This window comes from Camelimonas fluminis (genome assembly GCF_014656355.1).
Classification (GTDB): domain Bacteria; phylum Pseudomonadota; class Alphaproteobacteria; order Rhizobiales; family Beijerinckiaceae; genus Camelimonas; species Camelimonas fluminis.
The window spans coordinates 1-15160 of the sequence record NZ_BNCG01000004.1; the positions used below are offsets into that span (position 1 = coordinate 1).

Annotated in this window: 14 protein-coding genes, 1 tRNA gene and 1 rRNA gene; 8 read left to right on the plus strand and 8 right to left on the minus strand. The window is 66.2% G+C overall.

Annotation, left to right across the window (positions count from 1 at the left end; translation table 11 throughout):
* Window positions 1–117 precede the first annotated feature (117 nt).
* Together rrf and IE243_RS07125 are read left to right on the plus strand one after the other, a co-directional pair.
* A 5S ribosomal RNA gene (gene rrf / locus IE243_RS07120) occupies window positions 118–232 on the plus strand.
* An 83-nt stretch (window positions 233–315) separates the two neighbouring features.
* Window positions 316–392: transfer RNA gene (locus tag IE243_RS07125), tRNA-Met, on the plus strand.
* 86 nt (window positions 393–478) lie between these two features.
* On the opposite strand, the gene IE243_RS07130 is transcribed toward IE243_RS07125, so the two are convergent.
* Window positions 479–1345, minus strand: coding sequence for an alpha/beta hydrolase (locus IE243_RS07130; RefSeq protein ID WP_191318677.1), 867 nt, complete (start codon window positions 1343–1345; stop codon window positions 479–481).
* 162 nt (window positions 1346–1507) lie between these two features.
* Between IE243_RS07130 and IE243_RS07135 the strand changes: the two genes are divergently transcribed.
* Both IE243_RS07135 and IE243_RS07140 read left to right on the plus strand, forming a co-directional pair.
* The gene (locus IE243_RS07135; protein ID WP_191318678.1) at window positions 1508–1903 is read left to right on the plus strand and encodes a (R)-mandelonitrile lyase; all 396 of its coding nucleotides are present in this window, start codon (window positions 1508–1510) and stop codon (window positions 1901–1903) included.
* A 192-nt stretch (window positions 1904–2095) separates the two neighbouring features.
* Window positions 2096–3034, plus strand: coding sequence for a glycosyltransferase family protein (locus IE243_RS07140; RefSeq protein WP_191318679.1), 939 nt, complete (start codon window positions 2096–2098; stop codon window positions 3032–3034).
* Between the two features lie 2 nt (window positions 3035–3036).
* Here IE243_RS07140 and IE243_RS07145 read toward each other — a convergent pair whose 3' ends face one another.
* The 6 genes from IE243_RS07145 to IE243_RS07170 form a co-directional block, all read right to left on the minus strand.
* Entirely contained in the window at window positions 3037–4050 is a 1014-nt protein-coding gene (locus IE243_RS07145) for a glycosyltransferase family 2 protein (protein WP_191318680.1), read from the minus strand.
* Between the two features lie 443 nt (window positions 4051–4493).
* A complete protein-coding gene (locus tag IE243_RS07150) occupies window positions 4494–5645 on the minus strand; it encodes a CaiB/BaiF CoA transferase family protein (RefSeq protein ID WP_191318681.1) in 1152 nt (383 codons plus the stop codon).
* Window positions 5646–5758: 113 nt separating this feature from the next.
* Window positions 5759–7042: an acetyl-CoA hydrolase/transferase family protein gene (locus tag IE243_RS07155; protein WP_191318682.1), complete on the minus strand. Its 1284-nt coding sequence runs from the start codon at window positions 7040–7042 to the stop codon at window positions 5759–5761.
* Window positions 7043–7087: 45 nt separating this feature from the next.
* Entirely contained in the window at window positions 7088–7720 is a 633-nt protein-coding gene (locus IE243_RS07160) for a glutathione S-transferase family protein (protein ID WP_244642927.1), read from the minus strand.
* Between the two features lie 206 nt (window positions 7721–7926).
* Complete coding sequence (locus IE243_RS07165) at window positions 7927–9093, minus strand: acyl-CoA dehydrogenase family protein (RefSeq protein ID WP_191318683.1); 1167 nt, start codon at window positions 9091–9093, stop codon at window positions 7927–7929.
* Between the two features lie 49 nt (window positions 9094–9142).
* Window positions 9143–9931: an enoyl-CoA hydratase/isomerase family protein gene (locus IE243_RS07170; protein ID WP_191318684.1), complete on the minus strand. Its 789-nt coding sequence runs from the start codon at window positions 9929–9931 to the stop codon at window positions 9143–9145.
* Between the two features lie 315 nt (window positions 9932–10246).
* On the opposite strand from IE243_RS07170, the gene IE243_RS07175 reads away from it, so the two are divergent.
* The 3 genes from IE243_RS07175 to IE243_RS07185 all read left to right on the plus strand — a co-directional run bounded on the left by IE243_RS07175 (window position 10247) and on the right by IE243_RS07185 (window position 12933).
* On the plus strand, window positions 10247–11785 hold the full coding sequence (locus IE243_RS07175; RefSeq protein ID WP_191318685.1) for an acyl-CoA synthetase: 1539 nt from the start codon (window positions 10247–10249) through the stop codon (window positions 11783–11785).
* A gap of 77 nt (window positions 11786–11862) precedes the next feature.
* A complete protein-coding gene (locus IE243_RS07180) occupies window positions 11863–12210 on the plus strand; it encodes a DUF4260 family protein (RefSeq protein WP_244642930.1) in 348 nt (115 codons plus the stop codon).
* A 15-nt stretch (window positions 12211–12225) separates the two neighbouring features.
* A complete protein-coding gene (locus IE243_RS07185) occupies window positions 12226–12933 on the plus strand; it encodes a nucleotidyltransferase domain-containing protein (RefSeq protein WP_244642932.1) in 708 nt (235 codons plus the stop codon).
* A gap of 26 nt (window positions 12934–12959) precedes the next feature.
* Here the strand turns inward: IE243_RS07185 and IE243_RS07190 are convergent, their stop codons facing one another.
* Window positions 12960–14153 (minus strand): lytic murein transglycosylase, encoded by a 1194-nt coding sequence (locus IE243_RS07190; RefSeq protein WP_191318687.1) that lies wholly within the window; start codon window positions 14151–14153, stop codon window positions 12960–12962.
* Window positions 14154–14476: 323 nt separating this feature from the next.
* Here IE243_RS07190 and IE243_RS07195 point away from each other — a divergent pair, with 323 nt between their 5' ends.
* Window positions 14477–15064: a hypothetical protein gene (locus IE243_RS07195; protein WP_191318688.1), complete on the plus strand. Its 588-nt coding sequence runs from the start codon at window positions 14477–14479 to the stop codon at window positions 15062–15064.
* Window positions 15065–15160: the final 96 nt, after the last annotated feature.

The following is a 15160-nucleotide window of genomic DNA, read 5'->3' on the forward strand; positions in this document are numbered from 1 at the left end:
TCCGGCCAGCCGGCCTTGCGGACCTCACAAAGGTCCGGGGAGCAAACTGGATAAACCAATCTGCAAAAAGCGTCCCAATCAGAAATCACCATCTCATGCTACGCTGTCATTCGCCGGCCCGGTGGCCCAAGCGGGGAGACAATACCCGATCCCATCCCGAACTCGGCCGTCAAACTCCCCAGCGCCAATGGTACTGTGTCTCAAGACCCGGGAGAGTAGGTCGTCGCCGGGCCCGCAAATGACAGTCAGAACACTCCTCACGATCTCTCACCTTCCCACAAAAAGGGAAGATGGCTTCCAGAACCATACCATTGACGCGGGGTGGAGCAGCCCGGTAGCTCGTCAGGCTCATAACCTGAAGGTCGCTGGTTCAAATCCAGCCCCCGCAACCAATCCATAAAACCCGTCGCTCAAAGCGACGGGTTTTTGCGTTTGGGGACGTTTCGGAAGGCAAATCTCAAATTACCCCGTGACCGTCTCAGGTCAGCAAGCCGAGCAGCCCTTCCGCTGTTTGGTCAGGGTGTTCTTCGTAAAATGACAGTTTGCCCTGCGCGACGGACAATGACGTCACATGGGGCAGGGCGTTCAACGCTGCGATCTCGGCCATGGTCTTGCGCGGGGTTCGCGCGCCATACAGCACGTTGATCCGCGTGGACGCCTGCGAAGCCGCTGCCAGAAAATCTTCGCGGCTTGTGAACGGATCAAGCTCTCCGGTCACGAAACGGAATGAGGCGTGCCGGGCGCCAGGCGATTCTGTGACCTTGCGCTTCTCCGCCATCCGCTCCGGCGTGAACCAGGCGGGATCGCCATAAACATGCCCGCGCGCCATCATGCGGATGACTGGCCCATTCACATTGAGCCGGTAGAAAGCCGCCCCGGCCACCGGCGGATCAACCGCACGGGCCATGGCGCCGAATATGGGCAGGCGCTTGCCGGCCATGGTGGGCAGCGGGCCGCGCCAGGTTGGCGACAACAGGAGCAGGGGGCCGGTTCCTCCGGGATGTCTTGCCGCGTGATCGATGACGTAGCCAGCGGCATGCCCGGCCGCGACAATGGCGTCAGGTTTGACGATATCGCGCAGCAGCAGGCTGATCCAGGACCGCAGGTGGTCAGGCCGCCAGTCGATCTTCGGTTTCGGCCCTTCGCCGAAACCTGGCAGATCGGCGGCGATACATGTGTACCTGTCCGCCAGCCGCCCCTGCAAAGGCCGCAGTTCGGCGCGCGTTGAAATTGAACTCGGGGCTGGCAACATGAGCAGGCGTGGGCCTGTTCCAGCGCGCGTCAGGCCAATGCGGAGTTTGCGCCCGTCGGCTTCCCATTCGATTGTTTCGTCGGAAAATGTCATGTGGCCCTCGCCGTCGGGTGGCTTTGGTCAGATATACTACATCGCATGGCTGGCGGCGCCTGTGCATGGCGGGCGGCATCCGGTGCGCCGCGTCAGGTATCCGGGCGACCGGTCTGCCGGATATGTTGTCGGCCTCCCTCATCGATCAGAAAGGATACGGCCATGAAAATCACCCGCGCCGGCGCCAACGCTTCCACCAAAGGCCCGCAGGACTGGTTTTCCGGGGTTGTGCGCATTGATCCCCTGTTCGCCGCCGAGGCGCCGGGGCGTGTCGCCGGGGCCAGCGTCACGTTCGAGCCGGGCGCGCGCACCGCGTGGCACACCCACCCTGCCGGACAGACGCTGATCGTTACCGCAGGTGTTGGCCGCGTGCAGCGCGAGGGCGGCCCGGTGGAAGAAATTCGCCCCGGCGACGTTGTCTGGTTTCCGGCTGGTGAGAAACACTGGCACGGCGCTGCGCCGGACGTGGCGATGACCCACACGGCCATCCAGGAAGTTGTCGACGGCAGCGCCGTCACCTGGCTGGAACATGTGAGCGACGCCCAGTATGAGGGGTGATGCCCGAATCCAGTGAGCCTGCCTCAATGGGGCGGTGAAGCCCGAGAGGCTTGGGTTTCGCAGATCGCGGATGTGTCAGCGCCTTTGCGGTCCGGTATGAGACGACGCGCGCCGTTCGGGCCCGACCGGGCGCTAACGATCTTCTGGCAAACGACTTTCTGGCAAGCCCATTGCGCAAGGACCTGACCCGGCATGAGCGGATCCACCCCGACCGGAGAGCCGGCACAGCCGGCGGCGCATGGGATCGCCGCAGGCGTTGTGCTGTTCGGCCCCCAGCGCGCGCGTTTGCTGGCGCTGGTCAACGCTATCTTGCCGGAGTTCGGCCGCGTCTACCTGTTCGTGAATGGTCGGCTGGATGCGGGGCTGCGCGACGAACTGCGGGGCCTGGCGCCAGGGGTGGAACTGATCGACGCTCCGGTAAACTTCGGCATCGCCACGGCGCTGAACATGTTGACGCTCGCCGCCGCCCTGGCCGGTTTCGACGCGATCTGCCTGTTCGATCAGGATTCGCGGCCGGCGCCAGGCATGGTGTCGGGGCTTGCCGCCACGCGCAAACAACTGGTGCTGGCGGGGGCGTTTCCGGCGATCGTCGGGCCATTGATGGTGACCCCGACGGGCGAGAGCTACAAGGCGCCGCGCGTGTTCCGCCGCGCCGGCGAAAACGAAACCGCAGGCGCCATGCCGGTGGATTTCCTGGCCACCTCCGGCTCGCTGCTCGACATCGCCGTGTTTCGCCAGGTGGGCCCGTTTCGCGACGACTATTTCATTGATGCGGTTGATCTGGAGTGGTGCTTTCGCGCCTGGGCGGCGGGTTTCTCGGTCTGGCTGGATCCGCGCCAGACCATGCCGCACACGGTCGGCGAGGGGCAGATCCGCGCTGGCTCCGTGACCATGCCGCGCCAGAAGCTGTTCCGCATGGCCACTTATGTCCGCAACAATGTCTATGGCCTGCGCTTGCGTCATCTGCCACGGGGCTTCCGGGCGCGCCAGATGGTTTACCTGCCGGCCCAGTGTCTGCTGTACTGGCGCGACCAGCGCTATGCGCCAGCAGTCGCGCGGCGGCTGTTTCAGGCCGCCGTTGAAGGGCTGCGCGGCCGGCTTGGCCCGCCCCCCGATGCGCCGGAAAACTGAATTCAGCGCCGCGCCGCGTCCCTGAGCTTTCCCGCAAGCGCCGGCAGGTCGCGCAACAGCATGCTGGCGCCGCGCAGAACCTGGCGCCATTCGTCTTGACGCGCGCCTTGCCGCCGCCGCGCCAGCGTCTGGGCCACGCGCAGCGGCGTTTGCACCAGCAACTGCGCCGCCAGCACGGCCCAGGCCGTCGCCAGGCCGTAGTGCTTCGCCGCAAACAGGGCCTCACTGCGCCAGAAATAAAACTGACGTCGATCCTTCACCTGCGCCGTTGTGCCCTGGCTCTGATGCCAGACCCTGGCGTCGGCGTAGTGCACGACGGAGCGGCCGGCTCCACCCGCGCGCACGCACAGGTCCATGTCTTCGTAATAGACGAAGAAACGCTCGTCGAAGCCGCCGAGTTGCACGAACAATGGCCGGCCGATGAGCAGGAAGGCGCCCATTACCTGGGCCACCGGGCGGGTGTCGCCATGGTCCCAGCTGGTCATGAACAGCGGCGTCACCAGCCCGGGCGCAACCTTGTCGATGGCCAGCGCCCGTCCCAGCAGACGAGCGGCCGAGGGGGCGTTGGCGCAGGTGCGTTGAACCTCGCCCGTATCATCGACAAGCTGCACGCCCGCGACGCCCGGGGTCTGTCCGCCCTGGAAGGGCCGGGCGATGAAGGCCAGGGCTTTTTCGAGCGTATCGGGAAATACCCGGGTGTCCGGGTTGAGAAACAGAATGTGGGGCGCGGTTCCGGCGAACGCCGCCTGGTTGCAGGCCGCGCCAAAGCCCCGATTGTCCGGGTTGCGCATCAGGGTGACCCGTATGGGATATGCGGCTTCGGCTGCCTGCCATGAGCCGTCGTGCGAGGCGTTGTCGACAACGAACACATGCAGGTCGCCGGCGATTGTGCTGCCAGCCAGGGCATCCAGGCAGTCAGCCAGCAGCGCGCCCGAATTCCAGTTGACGATGACTATGTCGAGCCGGGCGGAAGCCTGGCGGCTGGCGGCGGCGGGGTCTGGGGAGGCTTTTGTCATGGGCGCCTTTGCCGCGTTCCGGGGCTGGAGCATTTTCGGCGAGGGCCGCCCAAAATGCTCCATCGCTTTGGTTTGACGCATTTTCTTCCGGAAAAGTGAGCTTCACTTTTCTCGAAAATGCTCCGGGCGCCCGCAATAGGCGCGGGCGTCATGGCGCGGAGATTTCCGGGAATGCTTCCATAGCGCTCATGGACAATACCTGCAAAGCGGCGGGTTGATGCGGGGCGCGGCGTCGGTGTTGCTGGCGCCAGTCCTGCCGGGGGCAGAGGAAAATGCGCAAGGCCCGCGGTCCGCCGTCAGGGCCGGGCAGGTTCCAGTTGTCCATGACCGCGCAACGCCTCTGTTCGCAACCTGCCGGACGGCCACCGCGTCATGCCCGCAACAGGCGCGGGCATGACGCGGCGCGGTTCTGCCCGCAGGACCAGCCGTCGCGGCGTCGCGGGTCAGCGGTTGCCGACGACGCCGCGCGCCTTCATGTCGGCGATGCGTTCGGCGGAAAAGCCCCATTCGGCCAGGGCGGCTTCGGTGCCGGCGCCAGGCAATTCGGGGCCGGTCGGCTTGGCTGGAACGGTCTTGCTGAAGCGCGGGGCCGGGCCGGGCTGGGTGACGCCGTCGATGTCGATGAAGGTGCCGCGGGCGACCAGATGCGGGTGCGTCGGCGCCTCCGCCATGTTCAGCACCGGCGACACGCAGGCGTCGGAGCCTTCAAAGGCCTTCTCCCACTCGGCGCGGGTCTTCTCGCGGATTTTCGCGGTCAGAACCTCGCGCACGGCCGGCCAGTTGGCCTTGTCATCGTCGTTGCCCAGGCTGGCGCGATCGATGCCAACGATCTGGTAGAACTCGTCGCGGAACTTCTGCTCGATCGGCGCGATGGCCAGAAGGCCGCCGTCGGCGCATTCATAGACGTCATACCAGGGCGCGCCGGAATCGAGGATATTGTCGCCGCGCCTGTCGCTGTACAGGCCAGCTTCGTGCAGGCCGTAGGCGGAGAGCATGAGCGAGGCGGCGCCGTCGACCATGGCGGTGTCGACCACCTGGCCTTCGCCGGTCTGACGCGCCGACAGCACCGCCGACACCAGGCCGAAGGCCAGGTACAGCGCGCCGCCGCCATAGTCCGCCACCAGATTCAGCGGCGGCGACGGCAACTGGTCCTTGCGGCCAATAGCGGCCAGGGCGCCGGTGAGGCCCAGATAATTCATGTCATGGCCGGCGACCTTGGCCAGCGGACCTTCCTGGCCCCAGCCGGTCATGCGGCCGTAAACCAGCTTCGGGTTGCGGGCGAGGCAGACATCCGGGCCAAGGCCGAGCCGCTCCATCGTGCCCGGGCGAAAGCCCTCGATCAGCGCGTCGGCCTGCTCGATCAGCTCCAGCGTCGCCTCGATGCCTTCCTTGCTCTTCAGATCGAAGGAGGCGGAATGACGGTTGCGGTTCAGCAGATTGTACTTCGGCGGCCGCGGCACGCCGAGACCGCTCGGCGCCTGGCGCTCGATGCGAATGACGGTGGCGCCGAGGTCGGCCAGCAGCATGGCCGCCATGGGGGCCGGGCCGATGCCGGCCATTTCAACGACGCGCAGGCCGGCGAGGGGTCCGCTCATGATGTCAGTCCTGTTATTCAAGGTCAGATGAAACGCGCAGGCGCGCCTGCGGGTGATGAAACCGGATCAGCAGACTGGCGCGCAAATCCGGAAAAGCGGGTCGTCGTCCGCCCTTACGCCCCGGCGGCGCGGAAAAATGCGTGCGCCGCCTGCTCCAGCTCTTCCCGGAAATCCGGGTGGGCGATGGCGATCATCCGCCGGGCCCGCTCCGCCAGCGACTGGCCGCGCAACTCGGCCACGCCGAATTCGGTGACGAAGGTGTCAGCGTCGCCCCGGGCCGTCGTCACCGGGCCGGAGAGGGCGGGCACGATGCGGCTCAACGCGCCGCCTTTCGCCGTCGCCGGCAGGGCGATGATCGAGCGGCCGCCTGGCGCGGCCATGGCGCCGCGCACGAAATCAACCTGGCCGCCGATGGCCCCCACATAGGCGCCGCCCACCACCTCGGCGTTCACCTGGCCGGTGAGATCAACCTCCACCGCCGAATTCAGGGCGGTGAACTTCGGCAGTCGCGCCAGCGCCGCGAAGCCATGGGTATAATCCGGCGTCCGCATCTGCAACGCCGGATTGTCGTGGGCGAAATCGAACAGCCGCCGTCCGCCGAACAGGCAGCCGGCGATCGAGGCGCCCGCATCATACGGCTTCAGCGCATTGGTGATGACGCCAGCCTCGATCAGGTCCACGGTGCGGTCGCTGATCATGCCTGAGTGGAAGCCCAGGTCGCGGTGGCCTTTCAACGCCGACAGAATGGCGTCTGGCATGGCGCCGATGCCGATCTCGATCACTGCGCCGTCCGGAACCAGGCCGGCGACGTGCGCCGCGATGGCTTCCTCGGTTGGGCCAACCTTCGCTGGCGCCAGGATCACCGGCTCGCGGTCATCCTCGACGCATACGTCGACGCGCAAACCAGCGGGCAGTTCAGCCCCGAACGTCCAGGGCGCGCGGGCGTTGAGCTGGGCGATCACCACCCGCGCCTTGCGGGCGGCGGCGGCCAGATAGTCGGAAATCATGCCCAGCGACGGCGCCCGGCCATCCGGGCCGGGGCTCAACTGCATCATCACCACGTCAGCCCGCTGGAAGTCGTTGTCGAACAGGCCGGGCAACTGGCTGTAGTGGGTGGTCACCGGGTCGAGCCGGCCGGCGCGGGCCAGCGCCCCGGCCTGCTGGATGCCGCCGTAGCCGGTGAACGACAGGTTGGGGGCGGCGTCCGGCGCGAAGGTGCGCGAGAACAGGGCGCCGAGAAACACCCTGGCCGGCCCGATGTCGCCCGCCTGCGCCACCAGCGCTTCCGTCAGCGCCGTCGGCTCGCCGGTGCCCTGACCCACAACGATCGTATCGCCGGGCCGGATCAGCCCCTTGAGGTCGAGGGCGCTGACGGAGATCGGGGTGGGCAGGGGCATTGAAGGTTCCGTGAAAGCAGGCGGTTGGTTGATGCGGCTGACGCTTCAGGAGGCGTGCTGCGCGAGAATTTTTTCGTTGACGGCGGCCGCCCGTTTGGCTCCGGGGCGATCACCCAGGCGCTCCAGATAAGCGGCGATGTCCGGCGTCTTTTCCACCAGACCGAATGAGGTCATCCAGCCCAGCGCCGAGGCCCACAGCACGTCGGCGGTGGTCATGCGGTCGCCAAGGAAATAGCGGCCCTTGCCGATCTGCCCCCGCACCGTCTCCATCACCAGGTCGAAACTGCCGTAAGGCGACGACATTTTCTGCGGCGCCTCGCGCTTCAGCGCCTTGTCCATCATCGCAGGCTCAAATGCCGCGGCGTAATACACCAGCCAGCGCAGCCACGGGCCGCGTAGCGGATCGTCGATCGCAGGCGTCAGTCCTGCTTCCGGGAACAGGTCCGACAGATAGATGAAGATGGCGACCTGCTCGGTGACGACCGCATCGCCCACCTTCACCGTCGGCAATTTGCCCATGGGGTTGATGGCCAGGAACGCCGGCTCGTTCTGGACGCCTTTGGTGATGTCGATCACTTCGAGACGGTAGGGCGCGCCCAGTTCCTCTATCAGCTCCAGCGCCGTGGCAGAGCGGGAGTGGGGCCAGTGATAAAGGGTGACTTCAGGTTTCTGGCTCACGCTGTTCTCCTGTCCTTCATGTGCTGGCCTTGATTTTCTGGGCCTGCATTTCCTGGGCGAGCATGCCCTGGGGGGCCTGTCCGGCGACATACTGTTCACGGGAAATGCGCCAGCCCTTTGGTTAGAGGCATGTTCCCGTCAAAACCCGGGCCGCGTCTGTCGCGGGAGCTGCGATCGTCGCGCGCCAGGGCCCCGTCGCCGCTCCATCAGTAGGATTTCGGCAGTCCCAGCACTTTCTCGGCGATGAAGCACAGGATCAGTTGCGGGCTGATCGGCGCGATGCGCGGGATCATCACCTCGCGCAGATAACGCTCCACGTGGAAGTCGCGGGCATAGCCGAAGCCGCCGTGGGTCATTACCGCCGTCTGGCAGGCCTTGAAGCCGGCCTCGGCGCCCAGATATTTGGCGCTGTTGGCCTCCGCCCCGCAGGAGAGGCCGTTGTCATAGCGCCAGGCGGCGTTCATGGTCATCAACCGCGCCGCCTCAAGCTGCATCCAGCTTTCCGCCAGCGGATGCTGGATGGCCTGGTTCTGGCCGATCGGCCGGTCGAACACCACGCGCTCCTTCGCATAGCCCGTGGCCCGCTCCAGGGCGACGAAGCCGAGGCCGATCGCCTCCGAGGCGATCAGGATGCGCTCGGGGTTCAGTCCGTGCAGAATATAGTCGAAACCCTTGCCTTCCTCGCCGATCAGGTCACTGGCCGGCACGGGCAAGCCGTCGAGGAACACCTGGTTGGAGTCGATGGCCTTGCGGCCCATCTTGTCGATCTCGCGGATCTCGACGTAGTCGCGATTGACGTCGGTGTAGAACAGGCTGAGCCCGTCGGTGGGCCGGCGCACGTCCTCGATTGGCGTGGTGCGGGCGAGGATCAGCGCCTTCTCGGCCACCTGGGCGGTCGAGATCCAGATTTTCTTGCCGCTGAGGATGTAGTGGTCGCCGCGTCGTTCGGCGCGGGTTTTCAGCCGCGTGGTGTTGAGGCCGGCGTCTGGCTCGGTCACCATGAAGCAGGCTTTTTCTTCGCCGCGCACCAGCGGCGGCAGCATGCGGCGCTTCTGCTCGTCCGTGCCGAACACCACCACCGGGTTGAGACCGAAGATGTTCATGTGCACCGCCGAAGCGCCGGACATGCCGGCGCCCGACTGGCTGATGGCCTGCATCATGACCGCCGCCTCGGTGATGCCGAGGCCGGAGCCGCCATATTCCTCCGGGATGCAGACGCCCAGAAAACCTTCATCGGCGAAGGCCTTGTGCAGCTCGAACGGGAAGCCGCCGACCTTGTCTTTCTCCAGCCAGTAGGCGTCGTCAAACCGGCCGGCGATATCCGTGACCGCGTCGCGGATCGCTTCCTGTTCCGGCGTCAGGGCAAAGTCCATGCCGTCCTCCCGATGCTGCTGCGGATGCTGCGTTCCTGGGCTGTGCGTCTCAGACTTCGGAGAACCGCGCCTTGCGTTTTTCCAGGAAGGCGCTGACGCCCTCGGCGAATTCCTTGCTGTCGAAGGCGATGGCCTGGGCCATCGCCTCGAAGGCCAGGAAGTCGTCCATCTGCTGGTAGGCGTTGTTGAGCATGGTCTTGGTCAGGCCCAGCGACACGGCCGGGCCTTCCGCCAGCTCTTCCGCCAGCTTGATGGCCTCTTCCAGCACCTTGCCATCGGGAATGACGCGCGAAACGATGCCCATGGCCATCGCCTCGTCGGGCTCGACCCGGCGGTTGGTCAGCAGCAGGTCGCGCGCCCGGGCCTGGCCGACGGCGCGCGGCAGCGTCATGGCCAGCGCCAGATCAGGCACGGCGCCGAGACCGGGGAAGCCGGCCTTGAAGAACGCCTTGTCGGACGACAGCACGATGTCGCACAGCAGCGCCAGCGACAGGCCGGCGCCCGCCGCCGCGCCATTGACGGCGGCGATCACTGGCTTTTCGCCGGCCAGAATGCGTTCGGCCCAGGAGTGGGAGCGCTGCAGGCGGGCGCGGATGGCCGGGCCGCCGCGCTCCTGCATGTCGCGGATATCGCCGCCGGCGCAGAACGCCTTGCCCGTGCCGGTCAGCACCAGCGCGCGCACGGTGGGATCAGCCATCAGAACGGGGATGTGGGTTTGCAGGCCGGCCTTGATCGCTGGCTGCAGGGCGTTGCGGCTCTCCTCGCGGTTGAGCCGCACGATGGCGATATGCCCCCGGCGCTCGACCAGCACCGCATCCTGCTGAACCGCATCTCCCATGACGTCCTCCATCCGGCTGCGCCGGCCCGTGTGTCGCATTGCCTGCGTCGTTGCGCGCCGTATCCGGCCCGCCATGTCCTGAGCGAATGGCAGGGTCGGAAAACCCCTCTCCACATTCAGGCTGGTTTGGCTAAAGTGCGCGACCGACTTTGCGAAACTTTATTTCGCATTGCGAATGAAAGCGCAAGCGATCGCCCCTGGAGCGGTCCAGGCGGGGTGGAAACCGCTCCGCATCAGCCAAATGCGTCCGGTCGGACAGACAGGATGCAGACGAGACGACCAGGGCGCGCGCTGTACGACGGGACACGAAGACACATGACAGGCCTGACGAACGGCATTGCAAGCGGACACGTCATTTATGATGCGGCGACCTTCGACGAGCGTCTGCGACGCGCGGCCAGCGCCTTCGCGGCGCTCGGCGTCAGCAACGGCGACTGCGTCGCGGTGCTGATGCGCAATGATACGCCCTTTCTTGAGGCCAGCCTTGGCGCCCAGCGCCTCGGCGCCTACGCCGTGCCGGTGAACTGGCACTTCAAGTCCGAGGAAGTGCGCTACATTCTTGAGGATTGCGGCGCCCGCGTGCTGGTCGCCCACGCCGATCTGATGCGCGGCCTTGACGACGCCGTGCCGGACGGCGTCGCGGTGATCCAGGTTCCGACCTCGCCCGAGATCGCCGCCGCGTGCCGCGTGCCGGCGGATCAACTGGCTCCGACGCCCGGCGCCCTGGTGTGGGACGCATTGCTGGCGCAGCACGCGCCGCAGGAAGGCCCGCCGGTCCCCGCCGCCGACAGCATGATCTACACCTCCGGCACCACCGGCCACCCCAAGGGCGTGCGTCGCCGCCCGGCTGACGCCGATGGCCGCGCCAGGGTCGAGAAGATGCGCGACCTGGTCTATGGACTGCAGCAGGGCATGCGCACCGCCGTCGCCGCGCCGATGTATCACAGCGCCCCCAACGCCTTTTCGTTGCGCGCCGTGCGTCTCGCCGAGCTGTTCGTCTGTCTGCCCAAGTTCGATCCCGAGCAGTTGCTGGCGCTGATCGACAGCGAAAAGCTCACCCATCTGTGGCTGGTGCCGACCATGTTCGTGCGCATGCTGAAGCTGCCGGCTGAGGTGCGGGCGAAATATGACGTCTCGTCGCTGAAGTTCGTCATCCACGCCGGCGCGCCGTGCCCGCCGGACGTCAAGGAGGCGGTGATCGGCTGGTTCGGCCCCATCGTCCATGAATATTACGGCGGCACGGAATCCGGCCCGGTGGTGTTCTGCGACAGCAAGGAATGGCTGGCCCACAAGGGCACGGTCGGCAAGCCGATCGAGGGCTCCATCGTCGAGGTGCAGGACGAGAACGGCAATGTGCTGCCGGCTGGCGAGCGCGGCGAGATCTTCATGCGCATCGGCTTCTATCCGGACTTCACCTACCACAACCTGCCGGAGAAGCGGGCCGAGATCGACCGCAAGGGCCTGATCACCTGCGGCGACGTCGGTTATTTCGACAACGATGGCTATCTCTATATCTGCGACCGCATTCGCGACATGGTGATCTCCGGCGGCGTCAATATCTATCCGGCCGAAATCGAATCCGTGCTGGCGTCGCTGGATGGCGTGCGCGACTGCGCCGTGTTTGGCGTGCCGGATGCGGAAATGGGCGAGGCGCTGCTGGCGCTGGTGCAACCGCTGGAGGGGCGCACGCTCGATCCGGAGGCGTTGCGGGCCGAACTGCGCAAGCATATCGCCGACTACAAGGCGCCGAAGCGCATCGAGATCCGTGAGGATCTGCCACGCGAGGACAGCGGCAAGATATTCAAGCGCAAGCTGCGCGAGCCGTACTGGCAGAACGCCGGCCGCGCCGTCTGAGCGCATTGTCGCGGGTTTTGCTGTAAGGCTGCTGCGTGATCGCGGGCGCTGGAGGCGGAACGATGCGGGAAACCATCATGTGGCAGCGCGCCGAGGGCGCGCTGCTGTTCGTAGCGGGGCTGGCGCTGTTCCATCTGGCCGGTTCAACCATCCCGTGGTGGGCGGCGCTGCTGGTGTTCTTCGCGCCCGATCTCACCTTCGCCGCTTACCTGGCGGGACCGAAGATCGGCGCCTTCTCTTACAATCTGGCGCATCTCTACGCGGTGGGAGCCGTGGTTTACGTAGCAGGGCTGGCGCTTGCTTCGCCAGCCGCCGCCGCCGTGGGCGCGCTGCTGCTGGCCCACGCCGGTTTCGACCGCATGCTGGGTTATGGACTGAAGACCAACGCCGGCTTCAAATTCACCCATTTGGGGCGGATTGGCTGACAGGAGCCATGTCGCATGGAGACGCCGCCCGTTCCGCAAAGCGCCTGGCGCGCCTGGACGCCGGATGAGCTGGCGTTGCGCCTCGCTGGCGCGCCGGCCGGCTGGTATGTCGCCGGAGGGTGGGCGCTCGACCTGTGGCGTGGCTTCCAGACGCGGGCGCATGACGATCTGGAGTTCGTGGCGCCGGCGGACGGACTCGCGGCCTTTCGCGCCGCCCTCGCTCCCATGTCGTTCTGGACGGCGCATGCAGGGGAGCTGCGACGCCTGCCTTTCGGGGAGCCGCCGCCATCGCATGTCTGGCAGATCTGGTGTCTGGATGAGGCCGCCGCCTGCTGGCGCGTCGACCTGATGATCGACCGGGGAACGCCGTCGCGCTGGCTTTACAAACGCAATCCGGCCATCAGCGCGCCGCGCGGCGACATGGTGCGGACGACAACGGCGGGCATTCCTTATCTGGCGCCAGCGGCGGCGCTGCTGTTCAAGGCAAAATACCGCCGGGACAAGGACGAGACGGACTTCGCCATGGCCGCGCCTCATCTGGCGCCGGACGAGCGGGCGCAGTTGCGGGCGTGGCTGGACATGGAGCATCCAGGGCATCCCTGGCGGGACGCCCTCCAGCTTGAGCATTTTCGGAAAAGCGGAGCCCGCTTTCGCGTAGAAAATGCATCAAATCAAGGAGCTGGAGCATGTCGCCGAAAACGCTCCAGAGCATGTTCATTGTGAGGGGCGAGTTCAGCCCGGAAAACGCCTCAGCGGCCGCCGAGAGCCCGGTAGACCTTCGTGCCGGCGCGGCCGGTTTCCGGCATGCCGAGCTGACGCTCCACCTGGGCGATGGCGGCGCGGGAGGCCGGGCCGATCTTGCCGTCCGCCGGGCCGCCAATGTCAAACCCCTTTGCCACGAGCAACTGCTGCAGGTGCAGGCGCTGGGCGCGCGACAGGCCCGGGTCGTCGGTCGGCCACTCGCCCGCGAGACGCTGCCCGCCGGCCAGACGCTGGGCCAGATAGGAAATGGCCAGCGCGTAGGACTCGGCGCGGTTGTAGGCGTAGATGGCGTCGAAGTTCTTGTAGACGAGGAAGGCGGGGCCGTTGCGGCCAGCCGGCAGCAGCAGGCCGGCGGGCAGGTTGCCGGAAATCGCCCGGCCGTCGACGCGCTTCACGCCCAAAGCGGCGTAGCGCGAGCCAGGAACGCGGTTGGTGCGCCCGGTGGGGCCGCTGTAACCGGAAGGCAGGATCACTTCGGCCATCACCGGCTCGCCGGTGCGCCAGCCGGAGGCGCGCAGATAGTTGGCGGTGGAGCCGAGCGCGTCGGCGGCGGACTTCACCAGATCGCGGCGGCCGTCGCCATCCATGTCCACGGCGAGCCGCTGGTAGGTGGAGGGGATGAACTGGGTCTGGCCAAACGCCCCGGCCCAGGAGCCATACAGCTCGTCCAGCTTCAGATCGCCGCGCTGCACCAGCTTGAGGGCGGCGGTGAGCTCGGTGCGCCAGAAATTGGTGCGCTTGCCGCCTTCGCAAACCAGGGTGGCCAAAGCATGCGGCAGGTAGCTGGAGCCGGTTTCACGGCCAAAATCCGTTTCAACGCCCCAGACGCCGGCGATGTAATAGCGGTCGACGCCGAAACGCTTTTCAGCGGCGGCGAGGGCGCTGGCGTATTTACGCATCATCGCCCGGCCTTCCTCGACGCGCTGCTCATCGACCAGAAAGCCCAGATAGTCCCAGATCGGCGTCTTGAACTCGGGCTGCACCTTGGAAAGGCGCAGCACCTTCTCCTCGGGCGCAGACTGGTTGAGGGCGGCGTTGACGAGGCTGGAGTCAATGCCCGCCGACACGAGATGGCTTTTGAGACCCGCCACGCACGACTGGTAGTTGGCCGAGGCGGCGCCAACGCCAGCGAGGGTGGAGGCGGCGAGGGTCGTGGCCAGCAGGGCGGCGGCGCGCTTCATAAAGGTCTCCGTCGTCATTGAGTGCGAATCAGGCGCTCCCGAAACTGTGACATGGGTATGGTTTCCATATGGTTGCGAAGGCCAGCGGTGGCCGGCCCACCCGTCCGTATGGCAGGGGCCAACGTCAGGTAGAGCCCAAAATGACTGGGGATAAAACCCGCGCATCCGCTAGCGTAAAGTGTGGCAAAATCGGGGCAAGTATTGAGTTTACGATCGCTGTCGAGAAACGTTCGGGCGGATATGCGTCCTTCGTCCTGGTTTACCGACATCTTCCTGCATGCTGCTGATGAAAGCGTCTGTTGGCATGAAGAGGGGGGATTGCCGTGTACAGGATGTTTTTTGTGGCGGCGCTTGCATTGCTTGTCGCCGGTTGCGTCACCGTCAACAATTCACTGACGCCACAGCAGGTCGCGGACTTCCGGTTGACGGAGGTTGACGTGACGTTCGCGCCGGACGCCAACATCTGGTGGGGCGATGGTGAGCGCGAATATGCCGCGACAAAGGGCGTCGCTGCGCACAATGCGGAGCAGATCGCCAAAACGCCGGAAGGCATGCAGTACGTGCGCGGTCGCCTGACCCAGAAGCTTACGGACGCATTGCGCCGGGATCTGGCGCCATATCTGGTTGGCCGCCATGCGGTGCGGTTGCAGGTCGTCGTGCGCGCGGCGCACATCTCATCGCCCATCCAGCGAATTCTCGTAGGCGGCGGGCATTTCCTGAAGGCGGACGTGACCGTAGTCGATGCGCGAACTGGCCAGCCGCTGCTGACCTATCCGAATTTCATCGGCTCGGCGATGGCCGGACAGGGCATTGTCGGAACCATGGTTGAACACGCCATGGCCGGCGCGCCAATGGATCGGGTGGTCGCCGGCTTCGCTACGGGATACCGCAAGTGGCTGTTGCGCCAGTAGGCGCGAGGCTGGCCGGCGGCGCGCCGGCGCCCGCAATTACCCTGACGCCCGGCCCATGTGGCCGGGTGTTTTTTTTGCCAGAACGGCCAACGTCCT

What these genes read in the sequence shown, in the direction of transcription:
- IE243_RS07175 (WP_191318685.1), top strand. Translation starts at nt 10,247, where the DNA reads ATGACAGGCCTGACGAACGGCATTGCAAGCGGACACGTCATTTATGAT.
- IE243_RS07150 (WP_191318681.1), bottom strand. Translation starts at nt 5,645, where the DNA reads ATGAGCGGACCCCTCGCCGGCCTGCGCGTCGTTGAAATGGCCGGCATC.
- IE243_RS07180 (WP_244642930.1), top strand. Translation starts at nt 11,863, where the DNA reads ATGTGGCAGCGCGCCGAGGGCGCGCTGCTGTTCGTAGCGGGGCTGGCG.
- IE243_RS07145 (WP_191318680.1), bottom strand. Translation starts at nt 4,050, where the DNA reads ATGACAAAAGCCTCCCCAGACCCCGCCGCCGCCAGCCGCCAGGCTTCC.
- IE243_RS07155 (WP_191318682.1), bottom strand. Translation starts at nt 7,042, where the DNA reads ATGCCCCTGCCCACCCCGATCTCCGTCAGCGCCCTCGACCTCAAGGGG.
- IE243_RS07190 (WP_191318687.1), bottom strand. Translation starts at nt 14,153, where the DNA reads ATGAAGCGCGCCGCCGCCCTGCTGGCCACGACCCTCGCCGCCTCCACC.
- IE243_RS07135 (WP_191318678.1), top strand. Translation starts at nt 1,508, where the DNA reads ATGAAAATCACCCGCGCCGGCGCCAACGCTTCCACCAAAGGCCCGCAG.
- IE243_RS07140 (WP_191318679.1), top strand. Translation starts at nt 2,096, where the DNA reads ATGAGCGGATCCACCCCGACCGGAGAGCCGGCACAGCCGGCGGCGCAT.
- IE243_RS07170 (WP_191318684.1), bottom strand. Translation starts at nt 9,931, where the DNA reads ATGGGAGATGCGGTTCAGCAGGATGCGGTGCTGGTCGAGCGCCGGGGG.
- IE243_RS07185 (WP_244642932.1), top strand. Translation starts at nt 12,226, where the DNA reads ATGGAGACGCCGCCCGTTCCGCAAAGCGCCTGGCGCGCCTGGACGCCG.
- IE243_RS07130 (WP_191318677.1), bottom strand. Translation starts at nt 1,345, where the DNA reads ATGACATTTTCCGACGAAACAATCGAATGGGAAGCCGACGGGCGCAAA.
- IE243_RS07165 (WP_191318683.1), bottom strand. Translation starts at nt 9,093, where the DNA reads ATGGACTTTGCCCTGACGCCGGAACAGGAAGCGATCCGCGACGCGGTC.